We start from the raw sequence: 18837 nt of genomic DNA, 5'->3' as shown, positions 1-18837 counted from the left end.
GTGCGTCGGTCGCCGAGGACGTCGACGGCCCCGGGGACACTCCCCGGGGCCGTCGTGGCGCTATGGATCAGCTGGTCGGGAAGTTGTCCGGGGTACGGATGCGCTCCCGCATGAAGACCCCGGAAGGAGTCAGCACCGAGGTGCCGGTGTAGTTGCTGCCGTTGCAGGTGCCCGGCCGCAGCGCAGCGCTGCCTTCGGCCTTGTCGGAGAAGGTCCAGTTCGCGTAGCCGATCTTCAGCCGGTCCAGCAGGTCCAGCCACTGGGTGCTGCTGGCCAGGTCGACACCGCCGTCACCGGTGTAGTCCACCGTGCCGAACTCGGTGACGAACAGCGGCAGCCGGGCCGCCGCCCGCTCCACCTCGGCCCGGTAGTTGTCCCGGTGCGAGGCGGCGTAGAAGTGGAAGGCGTACATGATGTTGCTGGCGTTGACCGGGTTGTTGACGATCTCGGTGTGGTTGGATCCCTCGGAGACGCCCAGTGAGGACCAGGCCCGGGTGCCCACGATGACCACCGCGTCCGGGTCGTTGGCCCGGATCACCGGGATGACCTGGTCGGCGTAGTTCTTGATGGTCGACCAGCTGACCCCGTTGGGCTCGTTGGCGATCTCGTAGATCACGTTGTTCTTCGACGCGTGCCGGGCGGAGACCGAGGCGAAGAAGGTCTTGGCCCGCTCCAGGTTGAACATCGGGTCACCCGGAGTGAGCAGGTGGAAGTCGATCATCGCGTACATCCCGCGCCGGGTGGCCTCCTCGACCAGGTTGTTGACCCGGTTGGTGAAGCCAGCCGGGTCGGTCTCGTAACCCTGCTCCTGCACGTACATGGCGATCCGGAACAGGTCCGCCCGCCAGTCGGTGGCCAGGGCGTCGAGGGAGGCGTTGTTGTAGCAGTTGCCGAACCACTGGATGCCGTGGGTGCTCATGCCGCGCAGCTGGATCGGCCGCCCGTACTGGTTGCAGAGGTTGACCCCGCAGACCCGCAGCTGACCGTTGATCTGCACCGGTGTCTGCCCCGGCGGGGGCGTGGTCGGCGGTGGGGTGGTGGGTGGCGGCGTGGTGGGCGGGGGAGTGGTGGTCGAGCCGGTGCAGACCGTGCCGTTGAGGGTGAACGAGGTCGGCGACGGGTTGTTGCCGGTGAAGCTGCCGTTGAAGCCGATGTTGGTGCTGGCGCCGGTGGCCAGGGCGCCGTTCCAGCTCGCGCTCTGCGCCGTGACTGCGCTGCCGCTCTGGCTCCAGGTCGCCGACCAGCCCTGCGTGAGGCGTTGCCCGCTGTCCGGGAAGCTGAATCCGAGGGTCCAGTTGTTGACCGCGGCGCCCAGGTTGGTGACGGTGACGCTCGCGGTGAACCCGCCGGACCAACTGTTCGTCGTGTAGGTCACGGAGCAGCCGGTCGCGGCCATCGCGTTGGTGGTGGGCAGCCCTGCGAGCGCGCCGAGGGTCAGCGCGCCGACGGCGCCGGCCGCGACCAGGAGACGTCGTGGACGGGACGGGGGATGCTTCATAGTGGACCGTCGCAATCTGGTCGTGGTGGTTGCGGGCCTGGTGGACGGGTACGGCTCGGTGGGGGTACGGCACTTCCGGCCACATTGGACGATGGCCGGGAGCGCTCCCACGAGAGCCTACGTCGGGTCGAAACAATGACGCAATATTTCGATGCATCGAAGTCTCGACAACGGTCGACGCCCCGGGAAGCGCTCCCCGGGGCGTCGTGGTCGGCGTACCGCTCAGCTCTGGTCGGCCGCGCGTCGCCGATCGGCCTCGGCATCGGCGGCACCCACCGGGGTCGGGTCGGTGTCGCGCCGCGCCTCGCTGAGGTCGATGTCCGCGCCCGCCCGGGCGGCATCGGCCGCCGCGTCGTCCGCGCCCACCACCTCGCCGCCGTCGGTGTCCCCGCCGTCGACGACCAACTTGCCCGCCGCGGTGACCGCGATCGGGGTGTACCTGGGATCGGTGGTCATCTCTCATCCTCCCTCGTGCCGGTGGCCGTCAGGTACCCGCCGGCGGCTCCCGCCACACGGGACCGGCAAGCGGTGGGCTCGTCGGTGGCCCAAGCGGTAGCGGCCAACCTGGCGTCATCGACACCGCAGGCGAGCCTGTTTGCCCTATGGCAAATACCACACCTCGCTGCGGCGGTCTGCCCCATTCGTCCGCACCGCCGGATCGCGTCGTCGCAGCCTGCACGGGAGTCGACACCAGCGGTGGTGAATGTGGCCGCCGACCTGCTCACGTTACGGAATCGCCGCAGCGTGACCGTGCGCGAGTTTGCGCCGATCACTACCCTGACCCTGATCATGTGCCAGCGAACCTCTCGACTTTGACAAGGGCCACACATGAGTGACAGTTACCCGCCGTACGGGGGGCAGCCGGATCCGAACGCCGGTGCCTGGGGCAACCCGCCCGGTTCTCCGGTCGGACCGCTTCCGCCGGGCTCCCCGGTCGGTCAGCCGATGCCGCCCGGTTCTCCGGTCGGTCACTCCGGCTACCCGTCGCCGTACGGCGCGCCGGTCCCACCGCCCCCGCCGCCGTATGGCGCCCCACCGCCGCAGAAGTCGAAGAACGGCCTCTGGCTGGGGCTGGGCATCGGCGCCGCGGTGATGGCCGTGCTCGTCGCCTGCGGCGGCACCATCGGCTACTTCATGCTCTCCGAAGACGAAGACAACCCCACCCCGCTGGCCGGCGGGTCGAGCAGCCCGTCCGCTGCCGCTCCGCAGACCTCCGAATCCCCCTCGGCGGCACCGCCGCCGGTGGACGAGGAGCAGCCGGACAACAACAACGCGATCACCGCCCGCAGCTCCAGCGACATGTCGGCGGTCTGCGACGGCAGCCCCATCCTCAACGCCGCGCCGTACACCAGCGCGAAGAGCGCCAAGGTCTACACCTTTGCCAACTCTCCGGAGCGCCCGCAGTCCTGGCTGAGCAAGTCGGTCGGCTACAACAAGCCGTACTACGCCAAGGTCGCGGACTGGTCCAAGGTCTCGGTCGTCGGCTGCCTCACCTTCGAGGAGGGCAGCGAGGGCGAGCCGCGCAAGTGCGACTACAAGGACCGCGACGACAAGAAGATCACGGTCGACTACGTCTCCGCGCGCTACACCCTGACCTTCCACAACGCCAAGACCGGCGAGAAGATCGGTGACGGCGGCCGGATCAACGCTCCGGCGGTCCGCTGCCCGAGCTTCATCTCCTACAACAAGTCGACCATGAAGGCATACGCCTCGCCGGACGACGGTGCCGTCGAGCTGGCGCTGGACAAGTTCACCTCCTGACCGGTACGCGATCACGGCGGGGACCCGATCGGGTCCCCGCCGTGTCGTTGCATGTGGTGGGCGTCGGACATGCCGTGCCTATGCATCGTCACGTCATCGACATAGGGCAGACTGCGGTGCGTGAGTCCCGTGAGTCGTCGCCGTAAGCCGAAGAGTCGATCCGTCCGACGCGGTGCTCCGCTCGTCGTGGTGGACCCGCCGGAAGAGTGTGACTGCCCGCACTGCGCCGGGGCCCAGCCCACGCCGGAGCAACTCGACGGCCTGATGCCGCTGGTCGATTTGAGCGCGATGCAGGACCCGACGGAAATCGAGGTGGCCGCCTCGATGTTCCTGGCGGCCGGTGCCCTCGTCGGGGAGGACTTCGACCGGGCGTTGCCGGAGCTGTTCGTACCGACGCTGGAGACGACAGCCACGGCACCGGCACGCGCCATGCTCGCCGGTATCGCCGCAATCTGCGACGGCGACACGAGCCGCCTCGCGGCACAGGCGGCCGGTCGGCTCGCCGAGGCCGGCGTCGACGCGCCGGCCTGGCTCGCCGAGTTGGACACCCCGGTCGTGGCACAGGAATGCCGCCAGTTCCTCAACCCGATGGGGGAGACCTTCCTGCTGGCCGGCATGTTCCAACGGGCCGGCCGGTCGCTGGCCGTGTTCGTGGTGGTCGACCCCCTCGACTGTGGCGCCGCGCAGGAGATCCTCCTGATCGACCCCGACCAGTGGGAAGCTGCGCGCCATTCGCTCCGATCCGACCTGCGGGCCGATGGCGTCTCCCTCCGGGACGAGGAGATTCAGCCGGCCGATTTCCGCCGCGCCGTGCAGGAGGCACTGGAGATCCGTGCCGACCACGACCATGACCGCGACGTGGACGACCTCCTCGACGACGAGCAAGGCCCCGGCTACCGGCCGTTCGCCCTGCTCCTGCGCAGCTGGCTACGGGCGCTGCCCGAGCCGGCCAGCCTGCCCCGTCACCGGCACGACGGCGAACTGGACATCGCCTCGATCTCCGCGCTGCTGGACCGCATACCGGGGCGTGGACGAAGAGGTGCCGTACCGAGACCCCGCACCGCTGCCCTGCCGCCCAAGCGGAAGAAGTCCGCCGGGCCGGCCCCCATCTACCGGATCAAAGTCGGCCTGAAGGGAGCCCGTCCGCCGATCTGGCGCCGCCTCGACGTGCCCGGGGACATCACGCTGGCCCGGCTGCACACGCTGATTCAGGTCGCCTTCGACTGGGACGACAGTCACCTGCACGTCTTCGAAACCCCGTACGGCAGCTTCGGCCGTCCGGACGCAGAACTCGGTCACCGGGCCGAGTCGCGGGTCACCCTGGAGCAGGTCGCGACCGCCGTGAACGACAAGCTCCACTACACCTACGACTTCGGCGACAGCTGGGAGCACGACATCCTGGTGGAACAGATCCTCGACCCTGATCCGGCCGTGACGTACCCGCGCTGTGTCGGTGGCCGGCGGGCCGCCCCACCGGAGGACTGCGGAGGCGTCTGGGGTTACGCGGAGTTGGTGGAGATCCTCGCCGACCCCACGCATCCCGAGCACCAGGACCGCCGCGACTGGCTGGGCCTGGCCGAATCCACCCCCTTCGACCCGGCCCGCTTCGACGCCAAGGCGATCACCGCCGCGCTGCAACGGCTGCGCTGACGCCACCAGCCGCCGGGTTTGCCGACGGTTGGCAGGCTGTGCGACATGGGGAACCTCGTCGCGCAGCTGCCCGCCCTGCTCGGTGTGCTGGTCGGCACCGTCGGCACGATCGTGGCCACGTCGCTCGCCGACCGCGCCCGTTGGCGCCGACGCCAGACGGTGCGCTGGGACGAGCGGCGGCTCGACGCGTACGCCGAATTCGCCCGCGCGCTCAAGGAGGTGCACACCGTCGCCAGCCGGCTGATCGGTGGCTACCTTGACCGGGAGCAGGAACTCGCCGCGCTGACCGATGCCAACTTCCGGCACACCATCGCCTGGGAGAACGTACTGCTGCTCGGCGACGCCCCGACGGTGACCGCCGCCCGGGCGTGGCGCGACGCGGTCTGGGAGGTCGAACGCCTGGCCCGCGACGGCTCCGCCACCGACCGGCTGCCCGACCTGCTGCACCGTGCCAACGAGGCCCGGGACCAGTTCTACGACGCGGCGCGCGGTGGCCTCGGCGTCAGCAGCGGCTCGGTAGCTCAGGCCGCCCTGCTGGTCGATCGGCTCTACCCACGCCACAGCGGCCCACCGGCGCTGAAACCGGCGACCGGTGGCGCGGACGATGGTGGTCGCGCCTGACGTGACGCTCAGGCACGCTGCGCGGGTTGGTCGAGGATGGCGCTGAACCGCTCCTCGGCCAGGTCGAGCTGGTCGAGGATGTGCTGGCGCACCGGCGCGGACAGGGGAGTGTCGGCCCGGGTGACCAGATCGCGGAAGACCGGCACCAGCGGACGGTACTTGCGCGCCAACGCCTCCACCTTCGGCCCGACCGAGTGGATGACCCCGACACCGTTGTCGGTGAAGTCGGAAACCTTGATCACCCGTGCCCACGGCTCCCGGTCGAGGCTGGCCACGATGTGCTCGCGGTACTGCTCGTTGCGGTCCCGCCGCGGATCCCACGGTGGGTTGGTGACCGCCGCGACCAGGCGCGCCACCCGCGTACCGAACCGGTCGGCGAGCACCGCCAACGCCGCCGTGGTCAGGTCCCCGCTGTACGCCTCGCCGGCCAGTTCCGCCGGATGGTCCTCCACTGCGTCGTGCAGCAAGCCCGCGACGATCACGTCCACGTCGCGTACCTGGTAGTGGTGCATCAACCGAATCGCCACCCGCAACAGGTGGTTGACGTACGGCTCCCGGGACCGCCGGTCGTCGCGGTGCAGCCGGGCGGCCAACTCCAACGCCTCGTCGAGCCGACGCCGGGCGTCAGCGTCGAACGCCTCACCCTCGAGCCGGAACCTCTCCCGCAGGCCCGCCTCACCGTGCATCTCGGTGATGGCGTGCATCGGCATGGTGGCCAGATACGGCGGCAACTCCATCCGTCTCTTATATCGGATCTCCACCACGTGATCCCGACGGCGCACGGCCCCACCTGATTGCTGTCGTCACGCTTGGTCGGCTGTATGGGTCGGGCTGGACGACATGCCGGCAGGGGGCAGCTGAGCTGTCACCGCTCGGGTGCCCCGTGGCAGCTTTCGCGGCCAGGCAGGGATTTCCACAGGACAGCGGCGTGTCCACAGGGCAGGGTGGGGAGGTTGCGCCGGTGCGGCGGGGGTGGGCAGGGTCGCGGCGTGAACGGGGTGCTGCGGGAACTGGTGGCGCGGGGTGGCGGGCTGGGCACCCGGACGCCTGCCGAGCGAGTGGTGCCGGAGTGGATTCTGCAGCGGGCCTGCGGCAACGGTGAGCTGGTGCGGGTGCTGCCCGAGGTGTTCGTGGCAGCCCACCTGCTCGGCGACTCATGTCCGAGCAGACCGGCATTCAGCCGACTCGACCCCGCCCTGCGATGCCGCGCGGCGTACGCCTGGCCCAAGGGCGTGGCGCGTTGAGCCATTTCACCGCGCTCGACGTGTGGGGCTGCGCCGGCAGCCGACCGGTGATCTGGTGCACCTGACCGCGCCGTTCGGCGGGGGCCTGCGCAGCCGGCCCGGCGTACGGGTGCACCGACGTCGAGACTTCACTCTTGACCCACCGCAGGTGGTGGTACGCCAGGCTCTGGACGCCCAGCCCTCTCAGACGGTATTCACCTCCCAGACGAAGAGTCGCGTACGCCGCAAGGGATCCCTCCGTCCGCAGGACGCGGAGTGCCCCGCCGAGGTGCGACGCTGTGCGATCTTCGTTCAGGTCAAGGATTCTTCGTAGCCGGACGGGTCCTCGCCCGCCGGGCAGTCCACTGCCCCAAACGTACGCACCGATCAAGATGTCCATCGCGTCGCGGCCGGTCTGCGCGTTGGCTCCGGCCGTCCAACAAGTCGCGTCTGGTGACGCGGGGCCAGCCACCAGCGGCGGAGGCCGTTCGCAGCCAGTCCGGCATGTCTATCCCGGCCGGCAGCCACCGCTGCCAGGTCGCGGGATTGAACTGGAAACCGTGGTCAAGGATGTAAGTGTCGCGGGGCGGGGCCTCCCCTTTGCAGCCACAAGTTGATGTCGCCGTCATCAGAGCAGCCCTCTATCGGAACGAATTTGACGAGGCCACGTTCAAGATCGGGATGAGCGGTGAAACCGGTGTCACCCCAAGATCTGTTCTGCGGGTGGGTGCGGTCATTGTTCGCCCACCATGCCTCGTATCGGTAGGCGGAGGGCGGAAGGCCGCCCGGTACCAGGTCCGAGACCTGGTCGAGCGTGCACCTGACCTCGCCGGTTCGTCGGCGGAGGTAATCGCGCAGAGGATCGTATTTGGACACTTCACCTGCTCAGGGCTGAGATCGTTTGCCCACAATGCGTTCCGTCAGCATGTGGAGGTGCAGTCTATTGACGGCGCAGCGCGCGTGCTTCGCCCGATCGGCTGGACTGGAGACACTGCCGGCCATGAGTGGTGGTGCTGTCAGCGGTACGCAGACGATGACAGGTTTCGCTATGGTCGGCGCGCCTGGAAATCAGCCGAGAGGAGTGCCGTGGCAAAGCCGGGAGGAGTCTTCTGTGTTGAGGGCCAATGGGACAACAACCTCGCCGAACGCGGCTCTGTGCTGCCGACCCTTGAACTGCTTGAGCGGTTGGGCGCCATCCGCTTCATCCACCGTGACACCGCCACACCGCAGGAGTTGCGCTACTTCCTAGATCGTTGGCTGACTCACAAGTACTCCGCTTACGAGGTCGGATTCTTTGCCCTCCATGGGTCGCCAAGTGAGGTTCATCTGTCCGACTCGCACTCCGTCAGGCTGAAGGAGATCGCTGGTTGGATGGCGGGTCGATGCGCCGGCAAGCGACTCTACTTCGGGAGCTGCTCTGCTCTGCGTTCCTCTGATAGCGCACTCGCGGAATTCCTCGAAGAGACGCAAGCCTCCATGGTGTGCGGGTTCACGAAGACTATCGACTGGATCGAGTCGGCGGCGTTCGAAACGGTCATTCTCAACCGGCTCGTCAACGGTGGCAAGGTCAACAGCGTCGAGTTGCTGGCCCGGTCGACGCGCTGGGCACCGTTGGCACAGCATCTCGGGTTTCGGGTGGTGTACAAGGGTGATCGTCGGCGCCTGCCGTCCATGCGGTCATCGGATGAGTCCGACGTGCTCTTGTGAGACAAGGATGCCTCGTGGCCGAGATGTGACACATCGATAGATCGATAAAAGGCTCAAGCTATCGTGTCCTCATGGGGGAGCGGCACTGATGGATGCGTTCGACGCAGCTGCGGATTCGGCCGAAGAGTGGACCAGAGCGTGGGCGGCATCCATGTCGGAGCGGGCCGCGCAGGCGCAGGCCATGTCGCAGCGGATCGCTGAGCTGTCGGTTTCGGCCACCGGTGCTGACGGCGCGGTGAAGGTGACGGTGGCCGGCTCCGGAATCGTCACCGATCTGCGCCTGGATGACCGGTTGTCGAACTGGTCCGGCGCGAGGCTTGCGGCGGAGATCATGGCGACGATGCGCAGAGCGCAGGGCCGTCTCGCAGCCGCGGCGAGTGACATCGCCGGGCAGACCGTCGGTGCCGACTCCGAGACTGCCCGCGCTGTGGTCGCCAGCTATGCCGAGCGTTTCCCCGTTATTGATGACGACCGCGAGCAGCATCAGCGCCACGACTCCCGGCGGCAACCCGGTGGCTGGTGAGCCGGGCTTCGACGTCGACAGCCAGGCGCTGCGCCGGCACGCCAGTAGCGTGGACGAGGTCGCCGATAAGGTCGATCAGTGCCGCCGTGCAGCGGACTCGGTGCAACTGGGTCGGCAGGCGTACGGTCGGCTGTGTCAGCTGATCCCCAGCTTGCTGGATCCCGTGCAACAGGCCACCGTCAACGCCCTGCACGAAGCCAACGACGCCCTGCAGCGTACGGCTGACGACCTGCGGACCGCGGCGAACCAGTACGACAGCGGTGATCAGCACGTGGCGGCTCTCTTCCGCCGCGGTGCCGAACGATGAACCAGCCGCCGAACCCACTCATCGCGCCCCGCCAGGACAGCACCACCGCCTTCAGCGGCGTGTACATCGCCGAGGACATCGACGTGCTGTTGGCCAGCTACGCGGGCGGCGGCTGGATCGACACGGCTATCGGCGGATTCGCCGTCTCCATGGATGCGCTCGCCTTCGTCACCGATCCGCTCGGGCAACTCGTCGCCTGGGGTGTGGGATGGCTGATCGAGCACGTCAAGCCGCTCTCCGATGCGCTCGACGAGTTGGCCGGCGACCCTGATCAGATCGCCGCGTACGTCCAGACCTGGCGTAATGTCACCGGCGCCATCGGCGACTCTCGTCTGACCCTCGGTGATGCTGTCCGCCAGCAGGTGATCGGCTGGACCGGCTCCGCCGCCGACGCCTACCGGCGGCGCAGCCAGGAACACCAGGCGGTACTCGACGCTCTAGCCCGGGCCAGCAACGCCATGTCCGAGATCAGCACCGGGGCCGGACTGCTCGTCGCCATGGTCCGCGAACTCGTCCGGGACCTCATCGCCGAGTTCGTCTCCGTGCTGGCCGTACGGCTGTGGGTGTGGCTCGCCGAAGCCGGCGTCACCCTCGGAGTCGCCACCCCGTGGGTCATCACCCAGGTCACCACCCTCGCCGGCAAGTGGGTGGCCCGCATCACCCGGCTGCTGCACGGGCTCATCAACAGTCTGCGTCGGCTAGCACCGATCCTGCGTCGCCTCAGCGGGCTCGTCGCGGAGTTGCAGGCCACTCTCCGTCGCCTCTCCGAGCGCGGCTCCTCGGCCGCACCCACCCGACAGACGCACCTGTACCACTCCGACGCTGATCCGCTTCGTAAGTGGGGTGCCGCCCAAGAGACCCATCCGCAGCAATGGGACGCCGCGATCGAAGAAGCACGCACGATGGGTGTCGAGATCACCTTCCGGAAGGGTGGGCTCGCCTACGGGCCGAGCCCTTCATCGGGACAACCCGGGCACCTGATCCTCGACCCCGATGCCTCGTACGGTGCTCTGTTGCACGAGATGCAGCATCTCCGCGAGGATCAGGCCGCAGGCTGGGTCGGGATGAGAGGCTGGTTCGAGGACCCGGTGGTGCGCTACGAGAACGAGGTGCGCGCCTATCAACAGGAGATCAGGTACGCCGAGTCCCTCGGGGACCGGGAATCCGTCGACCGCCTCAACCAGTTGATCCGCGAAGAGTACGCGAAGATCTTTGGAGAAGATCCTCCATGACCGTGCCGCACCCGCCGAACATCACGCCGCCGCCGGTGCGACAGATGCGCAACGAGGAGTTGGCGGACCTGGTCAAGGCTGGCGGCCCGTACCGCGGCAAGGCCGTTTTCGAGCTGATTGACCGGGCTCGGGCGGACGACGACGCGGCGAGCAGGCTCGGGGAGCTGAGCAGACTCACCGCGCTGCGCGAGGACCGGGTCTTCCACGCGGTCTCGCTCGCCTGGGCCGCCATCATCGGCCTGCTGGCAGCGGAAACGCCGCACGCGCGAGGCGTGGCCTACACCGCGTTCGCGGCCATGTCGGCAGCCGACCAAAGCGACTTCCTCGCATACGTCAAGGCGGATCGGATCGAGGACGCACGCCCGCGCCTCTAGGTGGTGTCCAGCGGATCATGTGGTGCGGTCGGATGCGGTACGGAGCCAGTCGAGCATCTCGATGAGGTCCAGCGTGGCTTCGTAGTCCTCGATCAGCTTGTCGTACGTGGTCGAGGCTCCTGCCAGTGCTTGCGCCGACCGAACCCACGTTCAACCTGGTTGCGATGGATGTGTGCGCTGGTGTTGAAGCCCGGGGGACGGCCGCCTGATGAGCCTTTCCTTTGCCCGGTTGGCTTCTGCTCGTCGCGTTCGGGGATCACGGCGACAGTCTCGCGGGCCCGCAACGCGGCCCGGTTGGCCTTGGACGAGTGCGCTTTGTCCGCCGTCGCCGAGTCCGGCCGTTTACGAGGACAACCGACACCACTGCGGCGATCTGATCCAGCAGGGGCAGCATTGCGTCCCGGTCATGTCATCGTCAGCCTCAGTGGACGGGGTGCGGGTCGAGGTGGGCGGACACACCGGCAGGCCATGCGATGTCGAGGCCGATTCGACGGTGCTCGGTGGGGCGGTCAGGTTCGCCTATCTGTGAGCGTCGCGGATCCGGGCGGCGAGGTCGAGGGCGGCTCGGATCGGGTCGTCGTTCCAGTGGCTGGCGAAGGCGTCGTACAGGTGCCATCCGGCGCGGGCCAGGGTCCGTTGTCGCTCGACGTGCGCGGCCACGGAATCCGGATGGACTCCGCAGATCACTCCGACCGCCTCGGTGTCGTCGCCGACGCACAGGTCGATCTGCCAGCGGCCGACGGGGTAGTCGAACCGTACCGGCAGTCCGAGCCGAACGAGTTCGGCGGCGAGGGCGCGGGTCCACGGGTCCGACGCGGAGGTGGCCGGGCCGGCCGGGGGTGTCGGGGGCTGTTCGGCGTACCGGAGATAGTCGCCGATGATGCCCTCGGGGCAGCGCAGCGACGTGACCACCGTCAGATGTTTCCTGGCGCGGGTGACCAGGACGTTGAACAGGCTCGGCTCGGCCAGGAAGCGGTGCCGCGCCGGTGGGTCGTCGTCGACGAGCCCGAGGGAGGCGATCAGCACGTCCGCCTCGCTGCCCTGGAAGGCGTGCACCGTCCCGGTACGCAGGCCGAGCCGTTCGATCTCGGCGACGTCGTACGTGGACAGCAGTGCCGCCTCCACCGCGTCCGCCTGGGCACGGAACGGGCTGATCACCGCGATCCCGCCGTCGGGCGGTCGCGTGGCCAGCGTCCGGACCAGGTCGAGTACGGCATCCACCTCGGCCTGGTTGACGCCGTCGATCACGGCCGCCCCGTCGACCGTCACCACGTCGATGGCGTCGCTCCGCTCGTTGCGCGGGTGCCGGGTGACCAGTTCCAGCCTGTCGTCGTAGAACCGCTGCGCGGAGAACCCGATCAGGTGCGGCGCGGACCGGTAGTGCTCGCCGAGCCAGGTGACGCGTGCGGCGCCGGCCGCCAGGTCGTAGGCGCTGGCGCGTCGTACGTCGAGCCGGTCGGCGAGCCGGTCCAGCCCGTGCCGGTGCAGGGTGGCGGTCACCTCGACGTCGGCGACGAAGGACACGAACCGCAGCTGCCGGGGGTCACCGGCAACGAGCGCGCGCCGCGCGCGGGCCAGCACCGGCGCGGCCCGTACCTGGTCGACGTGCGCCGCCTCGTCGAGCACCACCAGGTCGAACATGCCGGCCACCGGCGGCAGCAGATCCTCGACGTCGGTCACCGTGCCCACCCACAGGGGCAGGGCCTGCACCAGCGCGTCGGCGTCCAGCCCGGCGAGCAGTTCCCGGCGGCGGTTGCGCCCGGCACGTAGGGCGGTGCCCAGACCGTTGGCGGCCCGTCGGGCGTCTGCGGTCCACCGTCGGGCACTGGTGGTGTGGTGCCGTAGGGCTGTGCCGACCGCCTCGGCCAGCGCGGTGTCCGCCTCGGCCAGCGCCCGCCAGGCGGCGGTCAGCTCGGTGCCGCCGAACGCGGGCAGTCGCGCCGCCGCCTGGACGGCCTCTGCCGCGTCCACCGCCGCGTGCAGCCGCTCCCGGGGTACGTCGGCACCGGCACCGGTCAGCCGTCGTAGCCGCCGACCGGCGTACGACCGCCGCAGCTGCGACCACCAGCCGGCGCCCTCGCGGCTCGTGCCGGTCAGGGCGTGCCGGATCGCGGTGAGGTCGGCGCCTGGCTCGAAGACCCGTGGGGCGTCCCCGCTCAGGGCGGGCAGCAGCGGCTGCCAGCCGGGTAGCGTGGCGGCGCGTCGCTCCTGTTCCAGGGCGGCGACGATCCCGGCTTGGACGGCGGTGACCCGGTGCCGGGCAGCCGCGACAGCGGCAGCGTCGCGGCGTAGTTGTGTGTCGTCCACCCCACCGGAGGCGCCGTCGGCGAGGTCGGCGGCGACCGTCTCGCGCCGCTCGGCGTCGCCGAAGAGCACCGGAGGCGGACCGGGATACCGGCGCAGCAGTGCGCCCAGGGCCTCCGCTGCCGGTACGGACTGGGTCGCCACCAGCACCGATCCGCCCCGATCGACGGTGTCCAGCGCGGCGGCGACCAGGGCGTGACTCTTGCCGTTGCCGGGCGCCCCGGAGACCACCACCACGGATTCGGTGCGGGTTCGTCGGACCACGTCCGACTGGGCGGCGTTGAGAGGCAGCAGGGACAGCACCTCGTCCTCGTCCCGGCCGGTCTCGCCACTGGTCCTGTCGCTGGCCTTGTCAGCGGTGTCGTCAGCGTGCACGGAGGTGCCGAGGTAGAGCCTGCTCAGTGCGGTGTCCGCCAGCCCGGGTCGGCCTGCCCAGTTCAGCAGGGTGTCGCGGAGGCGGCCGGCGAACACGTCCCGGGTCACGAAGATCGCAGCCGCAGCGACCCCGGTGAGGCTCTGGTCGTTGACGCGGCGCGGTGGCCGTGCGACGACCGCCTCCACCTTCAGCCCGGCCGCCTCGGCCGCCGTGGTGATCCAGGCGGCGGTGCCGGGCGCGGTCAGCCAACCCGGCCCGGCGAACCCCGGTGCGGCCTCCAACCGGGCGGCGAGATCCCGATCCTCGATCAGCGAGGTCATCTCCAGGTCACCGGCGGGAACGACCCGGTAGCCGCGTCGACCGCGTTCCAGGCGTACCGGCTGGGCCAGCAGTGGCAGCCGGACGCGCCGCCGCACCCCGTCGATGTCCGCGCCGCCGACCAGGAAGGCCAGGCCACGACGGAGGATGCGTTCCTCGCGGTGCAGCGCGTCCTGCGCCGCCAAGCGGTCCAGTTGAGCGTTGAGCGGGCCTCGGTCCGGCTCCGGCAGCCAGACCAGCGGCCGGTTACCTCCGGCCACGTCGAGGACTCGCTCGCCGCCGGCCGGAGCCAGGTCGGCGAGCGCGGTGAGGATGACCGCCGCGTCCATCGCCCGCCGATTCTGCCGTACGCCCCGACGCCGCCGGCATCTCCTGGGCCGGCAAGTGAGGGTGGGGGCCGTCCGCGTCGACGGCCCCCACTGGCTTGGTGTGCAGGTGCCGGCGTGCCGGCACGTCAGGTGTTACCCGGCGTACGTCTCGAACTCGGCGATCCGAGGGGTGCCGGAGGAACTGGTGATGTCGAAGGTGATCTTCCGCAGCGAGGTGGCCGGGAAGCTGATCACGCCAGCCGTGCTGCCGGTGGCCAGGACCGCGCCGGTGTCGTGGTTGAGTAGCCGCCACGACCGGACGTTGCCGACCGCACCGGAGGCTTCGCGGATGTTGACCCGGGAGACCCGGGTGGCCGTGTCCCACTTGATGGAGATCTGGCCGGTCGAGCCGGACGGCGACCAGGCGGTGCTCATGTTGCCGTCGCGTACGTCGCCGTAGCTGGTGCCGCTGGCCTTGCTGGAGCCGTCGGAACCGGCACCGATGCTCAGGTTGGTGCCGCTGGGCTGGCTCGGCGTCGGGGTCGGGCTGGTCGGGCCCGGCGTCGGGGTGGTCGGGCCCGGGGTGGGCGTGGTCGGGTTGCTCGTCGGGGTCGTCGGCGTGCAGCTGCCGTTCGAGGTCCGGATGCCCTTGTTGGCACCGGCGGTCTGGCGGACGATGTCCGGCACGCAACTGGCCGAGTCGAGGCGGTACGAGTACGGGATGCTGACGCTGGTGTTGGAGGTCGGGTTGGGGCCGGCGGGGTTGGTGTCACCGCCCCGGCTGGACCAGGTCACGCTGTCGAAGATGTTGCCGCTGACCTGCCAGTAGCCGGCCTGGTCGGTGTAGAAGGTGCCGAGCACGTCCTTGGCGTTCTGGAAGTAGTTGTTCTCCACCTTGGCCTGGGCGCCGGCCCGGGAGTTGATGCCGGACTCGTTGATCCGGGAGAAGTGGCTGTTGAAGATGTGCGCGACACCACCGCGCAGCAGGGGAGCACGGGAGTCGATGTTCTCGTACAGGTTGTGGTGGAACGTGACGAAACCGTTCGACAGGTCGCTCTCGCTGGAGCCGATCAGGCCACCCCGGCCGGAGTTGCGCAGGATGCTGTAGGACAGCGTCACGTACTGGGTGTTGTTCTTCATGTCGAACAGCCCGTCGAAGCCCTGCGACTCGCCGCCCGAGGCCTCCAGCGTGACGTGGTCGACCCAGACGTTACGGACGTTGGCCTCCATGCCGATGGCGTCACCGCCGTTGGAGGTGGGGGAGCCCGACTTCTTGACGTTCCGGACGGTCACGTTCTGGATGATGATGTTGCTGGCCTCGCGGATGTGGATGCCGATCTGGTCGAAGGTGGCACCGTTGCCGACCCCGAGGATCGTGACGTTGCTGATCTGCTTGAGCTCGATCACGTCGGCGGCGGTGCTGCAACTCGACCCCGACACCTTGGTGGTGTTGCCGTGGTTGATGGTCCCCTCGACCTGGATGGTGATCGGGGTGCTGCTGCTGGCCCGGTTGCACAGGGCCGCGTGGATCTGGGTGCCGGTGGTGGCGCGTACGGTCTGCCCGCCGGCACCGCCGGTGGTGCCGCCGTTGCGGGTCGCGAAGCCGGTGGCGCTGCCGACGGCCGCCGACGCCTGCGGCGTCGTGACCGCCATGCAGACGGCCGCTCCGGTGGCCGTGGTGGCCAGCGCCGCCAGGATTCGTAGCGCGACTTTGCGTCTCATCCTCGTCTCACCTTCCTTGCTGTTGGTGGTGGTGGTCGAAAGGAAGGGCCCCTTGTTAACGCCTCCGGTATAGGAGGGGCCCCCTTTTAACAGCGGTGTGCCGCTACAGCGGCAGGCGGTCGGCGCCGGCGAGCGGACCGACGACCAGCGGCACCAGCGGTGCCGGCAGCACCGGCCCGTGCCGCAGCGTGGGCGTCCAGCCGGCGTCGGGGCTCAGATCGGGGTCGTGTACGGCGTTGTATGCGCCCACCAGGTCGACCGGACGCGGTAGCCCGCCTGCCGGGGTGACCCAGTTGCCCCGGGTGGTGATGGCGGTGCCGCCCCAGTCGTAGAGCAGGTCGGCGGCGGTTATGCCGGCGCCGAGGGTGAAGTGGTTGTTCTCCGCGTACACCGCGGACTGCACGCCCACGCCGATGGCGTACTCGAAGTCGTCACCGTTGAGCCGGTAGGCGTTGTTGTAGATGTCGACCTGGCCGAAGCGGACCCGGGGCAGCCGTTGCAGCGATCCGTCGAACAGGTTGTGGTGCAGGGTGACGTTGAGGCGGCCGACGTCCGGACCGACGGTGTTGGACGAGCCGATCAACATCAGCTTGTCCCGCCCGTCGAACCGGTTCCAGGCGGCGGTGACCAGGCTGGCGGTGTGCGTGATGTCCAGCGCGCCGTCGTGCACCTGGTAGGGACGGCCGAAGTGGACCGGCTGGGCGCTGTCCGGGTTGTCACCATCGGTGAAGGTGTTGTGCTCGATCCAGACGTTCTCGCTGCGGCGTACCGAGATCTGGTCGTACTGGGAGTTCCAGTTGCCGGCCTCGCCGTCTGTGGGGGACCAGGCGGGGAAGCAGTCCCGGGCGTCGTCGAAGGTGATGTTGCGGACGATCACGTTGGAGACCCGGTCGATCATTAGGGTGAGGCCGGTCAGTCGGGCCCCACGCAGCCCGATGACGGTGGTGTTCGAGCCGACGTTGATCTGCGTGTGCCGGGTCTGATTGGTCACCGAGCGCACCCGGGCCGCTTCCACCGGCCCGCTCGGTGCCACCCGACCCCAGACCGCCGGGTCGTACGCAGCCAGGTACGCATCCAGCGAGTAGCCGGGGTCGGCCAGATCGGTGCAGTCCAGCAGTTTGCCGTCGGCGCCCTCGAACCCGTCGATCGTGCCCTTGACGTACACGATCTTGGGGGTGGTGTTGCCGGCGTTGGTGGCGTTGTCGCCGCCGAGCGCGGCGATCAGCTCGGCCCGGGTGGTGACCACGTGGACCTGGTCGGCGGTCGCGGCCGAGCCGCCGGTGGTGCCCGGTCCGGCTGCCGCCCAGCCGTCGCCGGCCGGCAGCGTCTGCCGGCCGAGTTGGCGGGCCAGCGGAGACAGCCGATCCTGCGTCGGTGAGGAGAGCGCCGGGGTGCCGGTCCTGGCCGGCGCGTGGGCGACGGCGGGCGTGGGGGCGGCGGTCAGGGTGAGTGTGATCAATGCCGCGCTGGCGGCGATTCTGTGCATTACGTGGTCCGTTCCTTCGTTGTGTTTCTCGTTTGTAACGAAGGCTACGGATAGAGTTTTATGGCGGTCAATATTAATGTTATGCAGGTTTGTTGCATTGATTGTGATCGGCCGCCATTGCCCCGACCTGTCACGGTCGGGAGACTGCTGGTCAAGCCGTTGCGTCGGTCCAGGCTGGACCGGCGATTTGCAGTCCGGTTGCGGTTCCTCCTATTCCGATGTCGACGATCCCGTTGATGCCGGGACGGCCGGTGCGGTGGCCAGCCAGGGCGGGACCGCCCATGCCACCCCCGACTCCGACGGCAGTTCATCACGCTCGGCGGCCCGGCGCAGCACCTCGTTGACGCCCCGAAGGCGCAGCACCCGCTGGGGGCCCTCACCGACTGCGTCGATCAGTCCGCCGTCGAGCAGCGTCGGCTCGGGCGCTGCCTGTAGCGCGGTCAACACCGCGGTGAACGGGGCGGTCCGGGCCAGAGGTGCGATCAGCGGGACCCGGCGGTCGGCCCGATGGGCGAGCAGATTTTCCAGCAGACTGTGTCGGCCGGGCACCTCGCGTGGGCCCGCTTCGCCGGGCAACCACAGCCGGTCGGTCGGGTACTCCAGCACCGCCCGGCCGGCGGTGCCGGTGACGATCACCTCGCCGGCGACGAAGTCCTCCCCGGCGAGGGTCACCGCAGCCACGATCGGTGGACCGACCGCCGGTCGCAGGCGCAGCACCGCCGTGTCGTCGACCTCGATCGGTCGTACCCGGTACCGCTCCACCTCGATGGCGGCCGGCTCCACCGGCTGCCCGGTGACCGCCTCGGCGACGGCGAGGCACTGCATGACCGCGTGCGCGAGCGGGTTGGCCAGCGCGCCATCGAGCACCGGCCGGCCGTCGAGCAGTCGCCGTCCGGCCCACGGGGCTCGCGCATAGTACGCGTCCGGCCGTTGCCAGGCCGCGACGGTCGCGATGCCGGTGACCGTACCGAGCCGGCCGGTCGTCACCGCGTCGGTCAGTGCGGTCAGCGCCGCCGAGCCGAGCGCCTGGAAGCCGACCTGCGCCACCCGGCCGGTGGTGGCCAGGGCCTCGGCCAACTCCTCGTGTTCGGTGCTGGACAGCACCGGTGGCTTTTCCAGCAGCAGGTCGGCACCGGCTTCCACCGCGTCCCGGGCGATCGGCAGATGGGTGTGCGGCGGGGTGCAGATCACCACCACGTCCGGGGTCACCTCGGCGAGCATCGCCCGATGATCGGTGAAGATCCGGGTGTCGGTCGGCACCGGCGCGGCCGGTTCCTCCTCGATCGGCCTCGGGTCGACCAGCGCGACCAGCCGCAGCCGTCCCGCGTCGTGCAGCGGGCCGATCACCCGCCGGTGCCAGCGACCATGCCCGTTCGCCCCGATCAGCGCGACCCGTGGCGCGTTAACAGGGGGCCCTTCCTCTACAC

At 69.5% G+C, this 18837-nt stretch carries 17 protein-coding genes; 9 read left to right on the top strand and 8 right to left on the bottom strand.

All coding sequences use genetic code 11. The annotated features are described in order from the left end of the window. Positions 1–67 precede the first annotated feature (67 nt). Both AB0M35_RS11325 and AB0M35_RS11320 read right to left on the bottom strand, forming a co-directional pair. Positions 68–1498, bottom strand: a complete 1431-nt coding sequence (locus tag AB0M35_RS11325; protein ID WP_363744131.1) for a cellulase family glycosylhydrolase — start codon at positions 1496–1498, stop codon at positions 68–70. 222 nt (positions 1499–1720) lie between these two features. Continuing rightward, the gene (locus tag AB0M35_RS11320; protein ID WP_363744129.1) at positions 1721–1954 is read right to left on the bottom strand and encodes a hypothetical protein; all 234 of its coding nucleotides are present in this window, start codon (positions 1952–1954) and stop codon (positions 1721–1723) included. Between the two features lie 372 nt (positions 1955–2326). Between AB0M35_RS11320 and AB0M35_RS11315 the strand changes: the two genes are divergently transcribed. The 3 genes from AB0M35_RS11315 (at position 2327) to AB0M35_RS11305 (ending at position 5530) form a co-directional block, all read left to right on the top strand. Beyond that, positions 2327–3259, top strand: a complete 933-nt coding sequence (locus AB0M35_RS11315) for a hypothetical protein (RefSeq protein ID WP_363744128.1) — start codon at positions 2327–2329, stop codon at positions 3257–3259. A 120-nt stretch (positions 3260–3379) separates the two neighbouring features. Continuing rightward, positions 3380–4909, top strand: a complete 1530-nt coding sequence (locus AB0M35_RS11310; RefSeq protein ID WP_363744126.1) for a plasmid pRiA4b ORF-3 family protein — start codon at positions 3380–3382, stop codon at positions 4907–4909. Between the two features lie 45 nt (positions 4910–4954). After that, positions 4955–5530, top strand: a complete 576-nt coding sequence (locus AB0M35_RS11305; protein WP_363744124.1) for a hypothetical protein — start codon at positions 4955–4957, stop codon at positions 5528–5530. Between the two features lie 8 nt (positions 5531–5538). Here AB0M35_RS11305 and AB0M35_RS11300 read toward each other — a convergent pair whose 3' ends face one another. Next, positions 5539–6267 carry an HD domain-containing protein gene (locus tag AB0M35_RS11300; RefSeq protein WP_363744494.1) on the bottom strand — a complete coding sequence of 243 codons (729 nt, stop codon included), beginning with the start codon at positions 6265–6267 and terminating at the stop codon, positions 5539–5541. Between the two features lie 252 nt (positions 6268–6519). Here AB0M35_RS11300 and AB0M35_RS11295 point away from each other — a divergent pair, with 252 nt between their 5' ends. After that, positions 6520–6774, top strand: coding sequence for a hypothetical protein (locus tag AB0M35_RS11295; protein WP_363744122.1), 255 nt, complete (start codon positions 6520–6522; stop codon positions 6772–6774). Here AB0M35_RS11295 and AB0M35_RS11290 read toward each other — a convergent pair. Continuing rightward, positions 6707–7225 carry a hypothetical protein gene (locus AB0M35_RS11290; RefSeq protein WP_363744120.1) on the bottom strand — a complete coding sequence of 173 codons (519 nt, stop codon included), beginning with the start codon at positions 7223–7225 and terminating at the stop codon, positions 6707–6709. The genes AB0M35_RS11295 and AB0M35_RS11290 overlap by 68 nt on opposite strands. Positions 7226–7839: 614 nt before the next feature. Between AB0M35_RS11290 and AB0M35_RS11285 the strand changes: the two genes are divergently transcribed. The 5 genes from AB0M35_RS11285 to AB0M35_RS11265 all read left to right on the top strand — a co-directional run bounded on the left by AB0M35_RS11285 (position 7840) and on the right by AB0M35_RS11265 (position 10896). After that, positions 7840–8460 carry a hypothetical protein gene (locus AB0M35_RS11285; RefSeq protein WP_363744492.1) on the top strand — a complete coding sequence of 207 codons (621 nt, stop codon included), beginning with the start codon at positions 7840–7842 and terminating at the stop codon, positions 8458–8460. Between the two features lie 88 nt (positions 8461–8548). Continuing rightward, positions 8549–8983 (top strand): YbaB/EbfC family nucleoid-associated protein, encoded by a 435-nt coding sequence (locus AB0M35_RS11280; RefSeq protein WP_363744118.1) that lies wholly within the window; start codon positions 8549–8551, stop codon positions 8981–8983. Continuing rightward, positions 8925–9290, top strand: coding sequence for a type VII secretion target (locus AB0M35_RS11275; RefSeq protein WP_363744116.1), 366 nt, complete (start codon positions 8925–8927; stop codon positions 9288–9290). The genes AB0M35_RS11280 and AB0M35_RS11275 overlap by 59 nt, the downstream gene beginning before the upstream one ends. Beyond that, on the top strand, positions 9287–10522 hold the full coding sequence (locus AB0M35_RS11270) for a hypothetical protein (protein WP_363744114.1): 1236 nt from the start codon (positions 9287–9289) through the stop codon (positions 10520–10522). The genes AB0M35_RS11275 and AB0M35_RS11270 overlap by 4 nt, the downstream gene beginning before the upstream one ends. Next, positions 10519–10896: a hypothetical protein gene (locus AB0M35_RS11265; RefSeq protein WP_363744113.1), complete on the top strand. Its 378-nt coding sequence runs from the start codon at positions 10519–10521 to the stop codon at positions 10894–10896. The genes AB0M35_RS11270 and AB0M35_RS11265 overlap by 4 nt, the downstream gene beginning before the upstream one ends. A gap of 519 nt (positions 10897–11415) precedes the next feature. Here the strand turns inward: AB0M35_RS11265 and AB0M35_RS11260 are convergent. From AB0M35_RS11260 to AB0M35_RS11245, 4 genes are all read right to left on the bottom strand, one after another. Then, positions 11416–14223, bottom strand: coding sequence for an AAA domain-containing protein (locus AB0M35_RS11260; protein WP_363744111.1), 2808 nt, complete (start codon positions 14221–14223; stop codon positions 11416–11418). A 132-nt stretch (positions 14224–14355) separates the two neighbouring features. After that, positions 14356–15924: a pectate lyase gene (locus AB0M35_RS11255; protein WP_363744109.1), complete on the bottom strand. Its 1569-nt coding sequence runs from the start codon at positions 15922–15924 to the stop codon at positions 14356–14358. Between the two features lie 103 nt (positions 15925–16027). After that, positions 16028–17410: a pectate lyase gene (locus tag AB0M35_RS11250; protein WP_363744107.1), complete on the bottom strand. Its 1383-nt coding sequence runs from the start codon at positions 17408–17410 to the stop codon at positions 16028–16030. Between the two features lie 210 nt (positions 17411–17620). Next, the gene (locus AB0M35_RS11245) at positions 17621–18796 is read right to left on the bottom strand and encodes a Gfo/Idh/MocA family oxidoreductase (RefSeq protein ID WP_363744490.1); all 1176 of its coding nucleotides are present in this window, start codon (positions 18794–18796) and stop codon (positions 17621–17623) included. Positions 18797–18837 lie beyond the last annotated feature (41 nt).

This window comes from Micromonospora sp. NPDC051196, from assembly GCF_040682415.1.
Taxonomy (GTDB): Bacteria; Actinomycetota; Actinomycetes; order Mycobacteriales; family Micromonosporaceae; genus Micromonospora.
Note: the sequence above shows the minus strand (reverse complement) of the source record. Positions and strands in the feature narration are given on the sequence as shown.

What these genes read in the sequence shown, in the direction of transcription:
- AB0M35_RS11280 (WP_363744118.1), top strand. Translation starts at nt 8,549, where the DNA reads ATGGATGCGTTCGACGCAGCTGCGGATTCGGCCGAAGAGTGGACCAGA.
- AB0M35_RS11305 (WP_363744124.1), top strand. Translation starts at nt 4,955, where the DNA reads ATGGGGAACCTCGTCGCGCAGCTGCCCGCCCTGCTCGGTGTGCTGGTC.
- AB0M35_RS11270 (WP_363744114.1), top strand. Translation starts at nt 9,287, where the DNA reads ATGAACCAGCCGCCGAACCCACTCATCGCGCCCCGCCAGGACAGCACC.
- AB0M35_RS11275 (WP_363744116.1), top strand. Translation starts at nt 8,925, where the DNA reads ATGACGACCGCGAGCAGCATCAGCGCCACGACTCCCGGCGGCAACCCG.
- AB0M35_RS11265 (WP_363744113.1), top strand. Translation starts at nt 10,519, where the DNA reads ATGACCGTGCCGCACCCGCCGAACATCACGCCGCCGCCGGTGCGACAG.
- AB0M35_RS11320 (WP_363744129.1), bottom strand. Translation starts at nt 1,954, where the DNA reads ATGACCACCGATCCCAGGTACACCCCGATCGCGGTCACCGCGGCGGGC.
- AB0M35_RS11260 (WP_363744111.1), bottom strand. Translation starts at nt 14,223, where the DNA reads ATGGACGCGGCGGTCATCCTCACCGCGCTCGCCGACCTGGCTCCGGCC.
- AB0M35_RS11315 (WP_363744128.1), top strand. Translation starts at nt 2,327, where the DNA reads ATGAGTGACAGTTACCCGCCGTACGGGGGGCAGCCGGATCCGAACGCC.
- AB0M35_RS11325 (WP_363744131.1), bottom strand. Translation starts at nt 1,498, where the DNA reads ATGAAGCATCCCCCGTCCCGTCCACGACGTCTCCTGGTCGCGGCCGGC.
- AB0M35_RS11255 (WP_363744109.1), bottom strand. Translation starts at nt 15,924, where the DNA reads ATGAGACGCAAAGTCGCGCTACGAATCCTGGCGGCGCTGGCCACCACG.
- AB0M35_RS11300 (WP_363744494.1), bottom strand. Translation starts at nt 6,267, where the DNA reads ATGGAGTTGCCGCCGTATCTGGCCACCATGCCGATGCACGCCATCACC.
- AB0M35_RS11250 (WP_363744107.1), bottom strand. Translation starts at nt 17,410, where the DNA reads ATGCACAGAATCGCCGCCAGCGCGGCATTGATCACACTCACCCTGACC.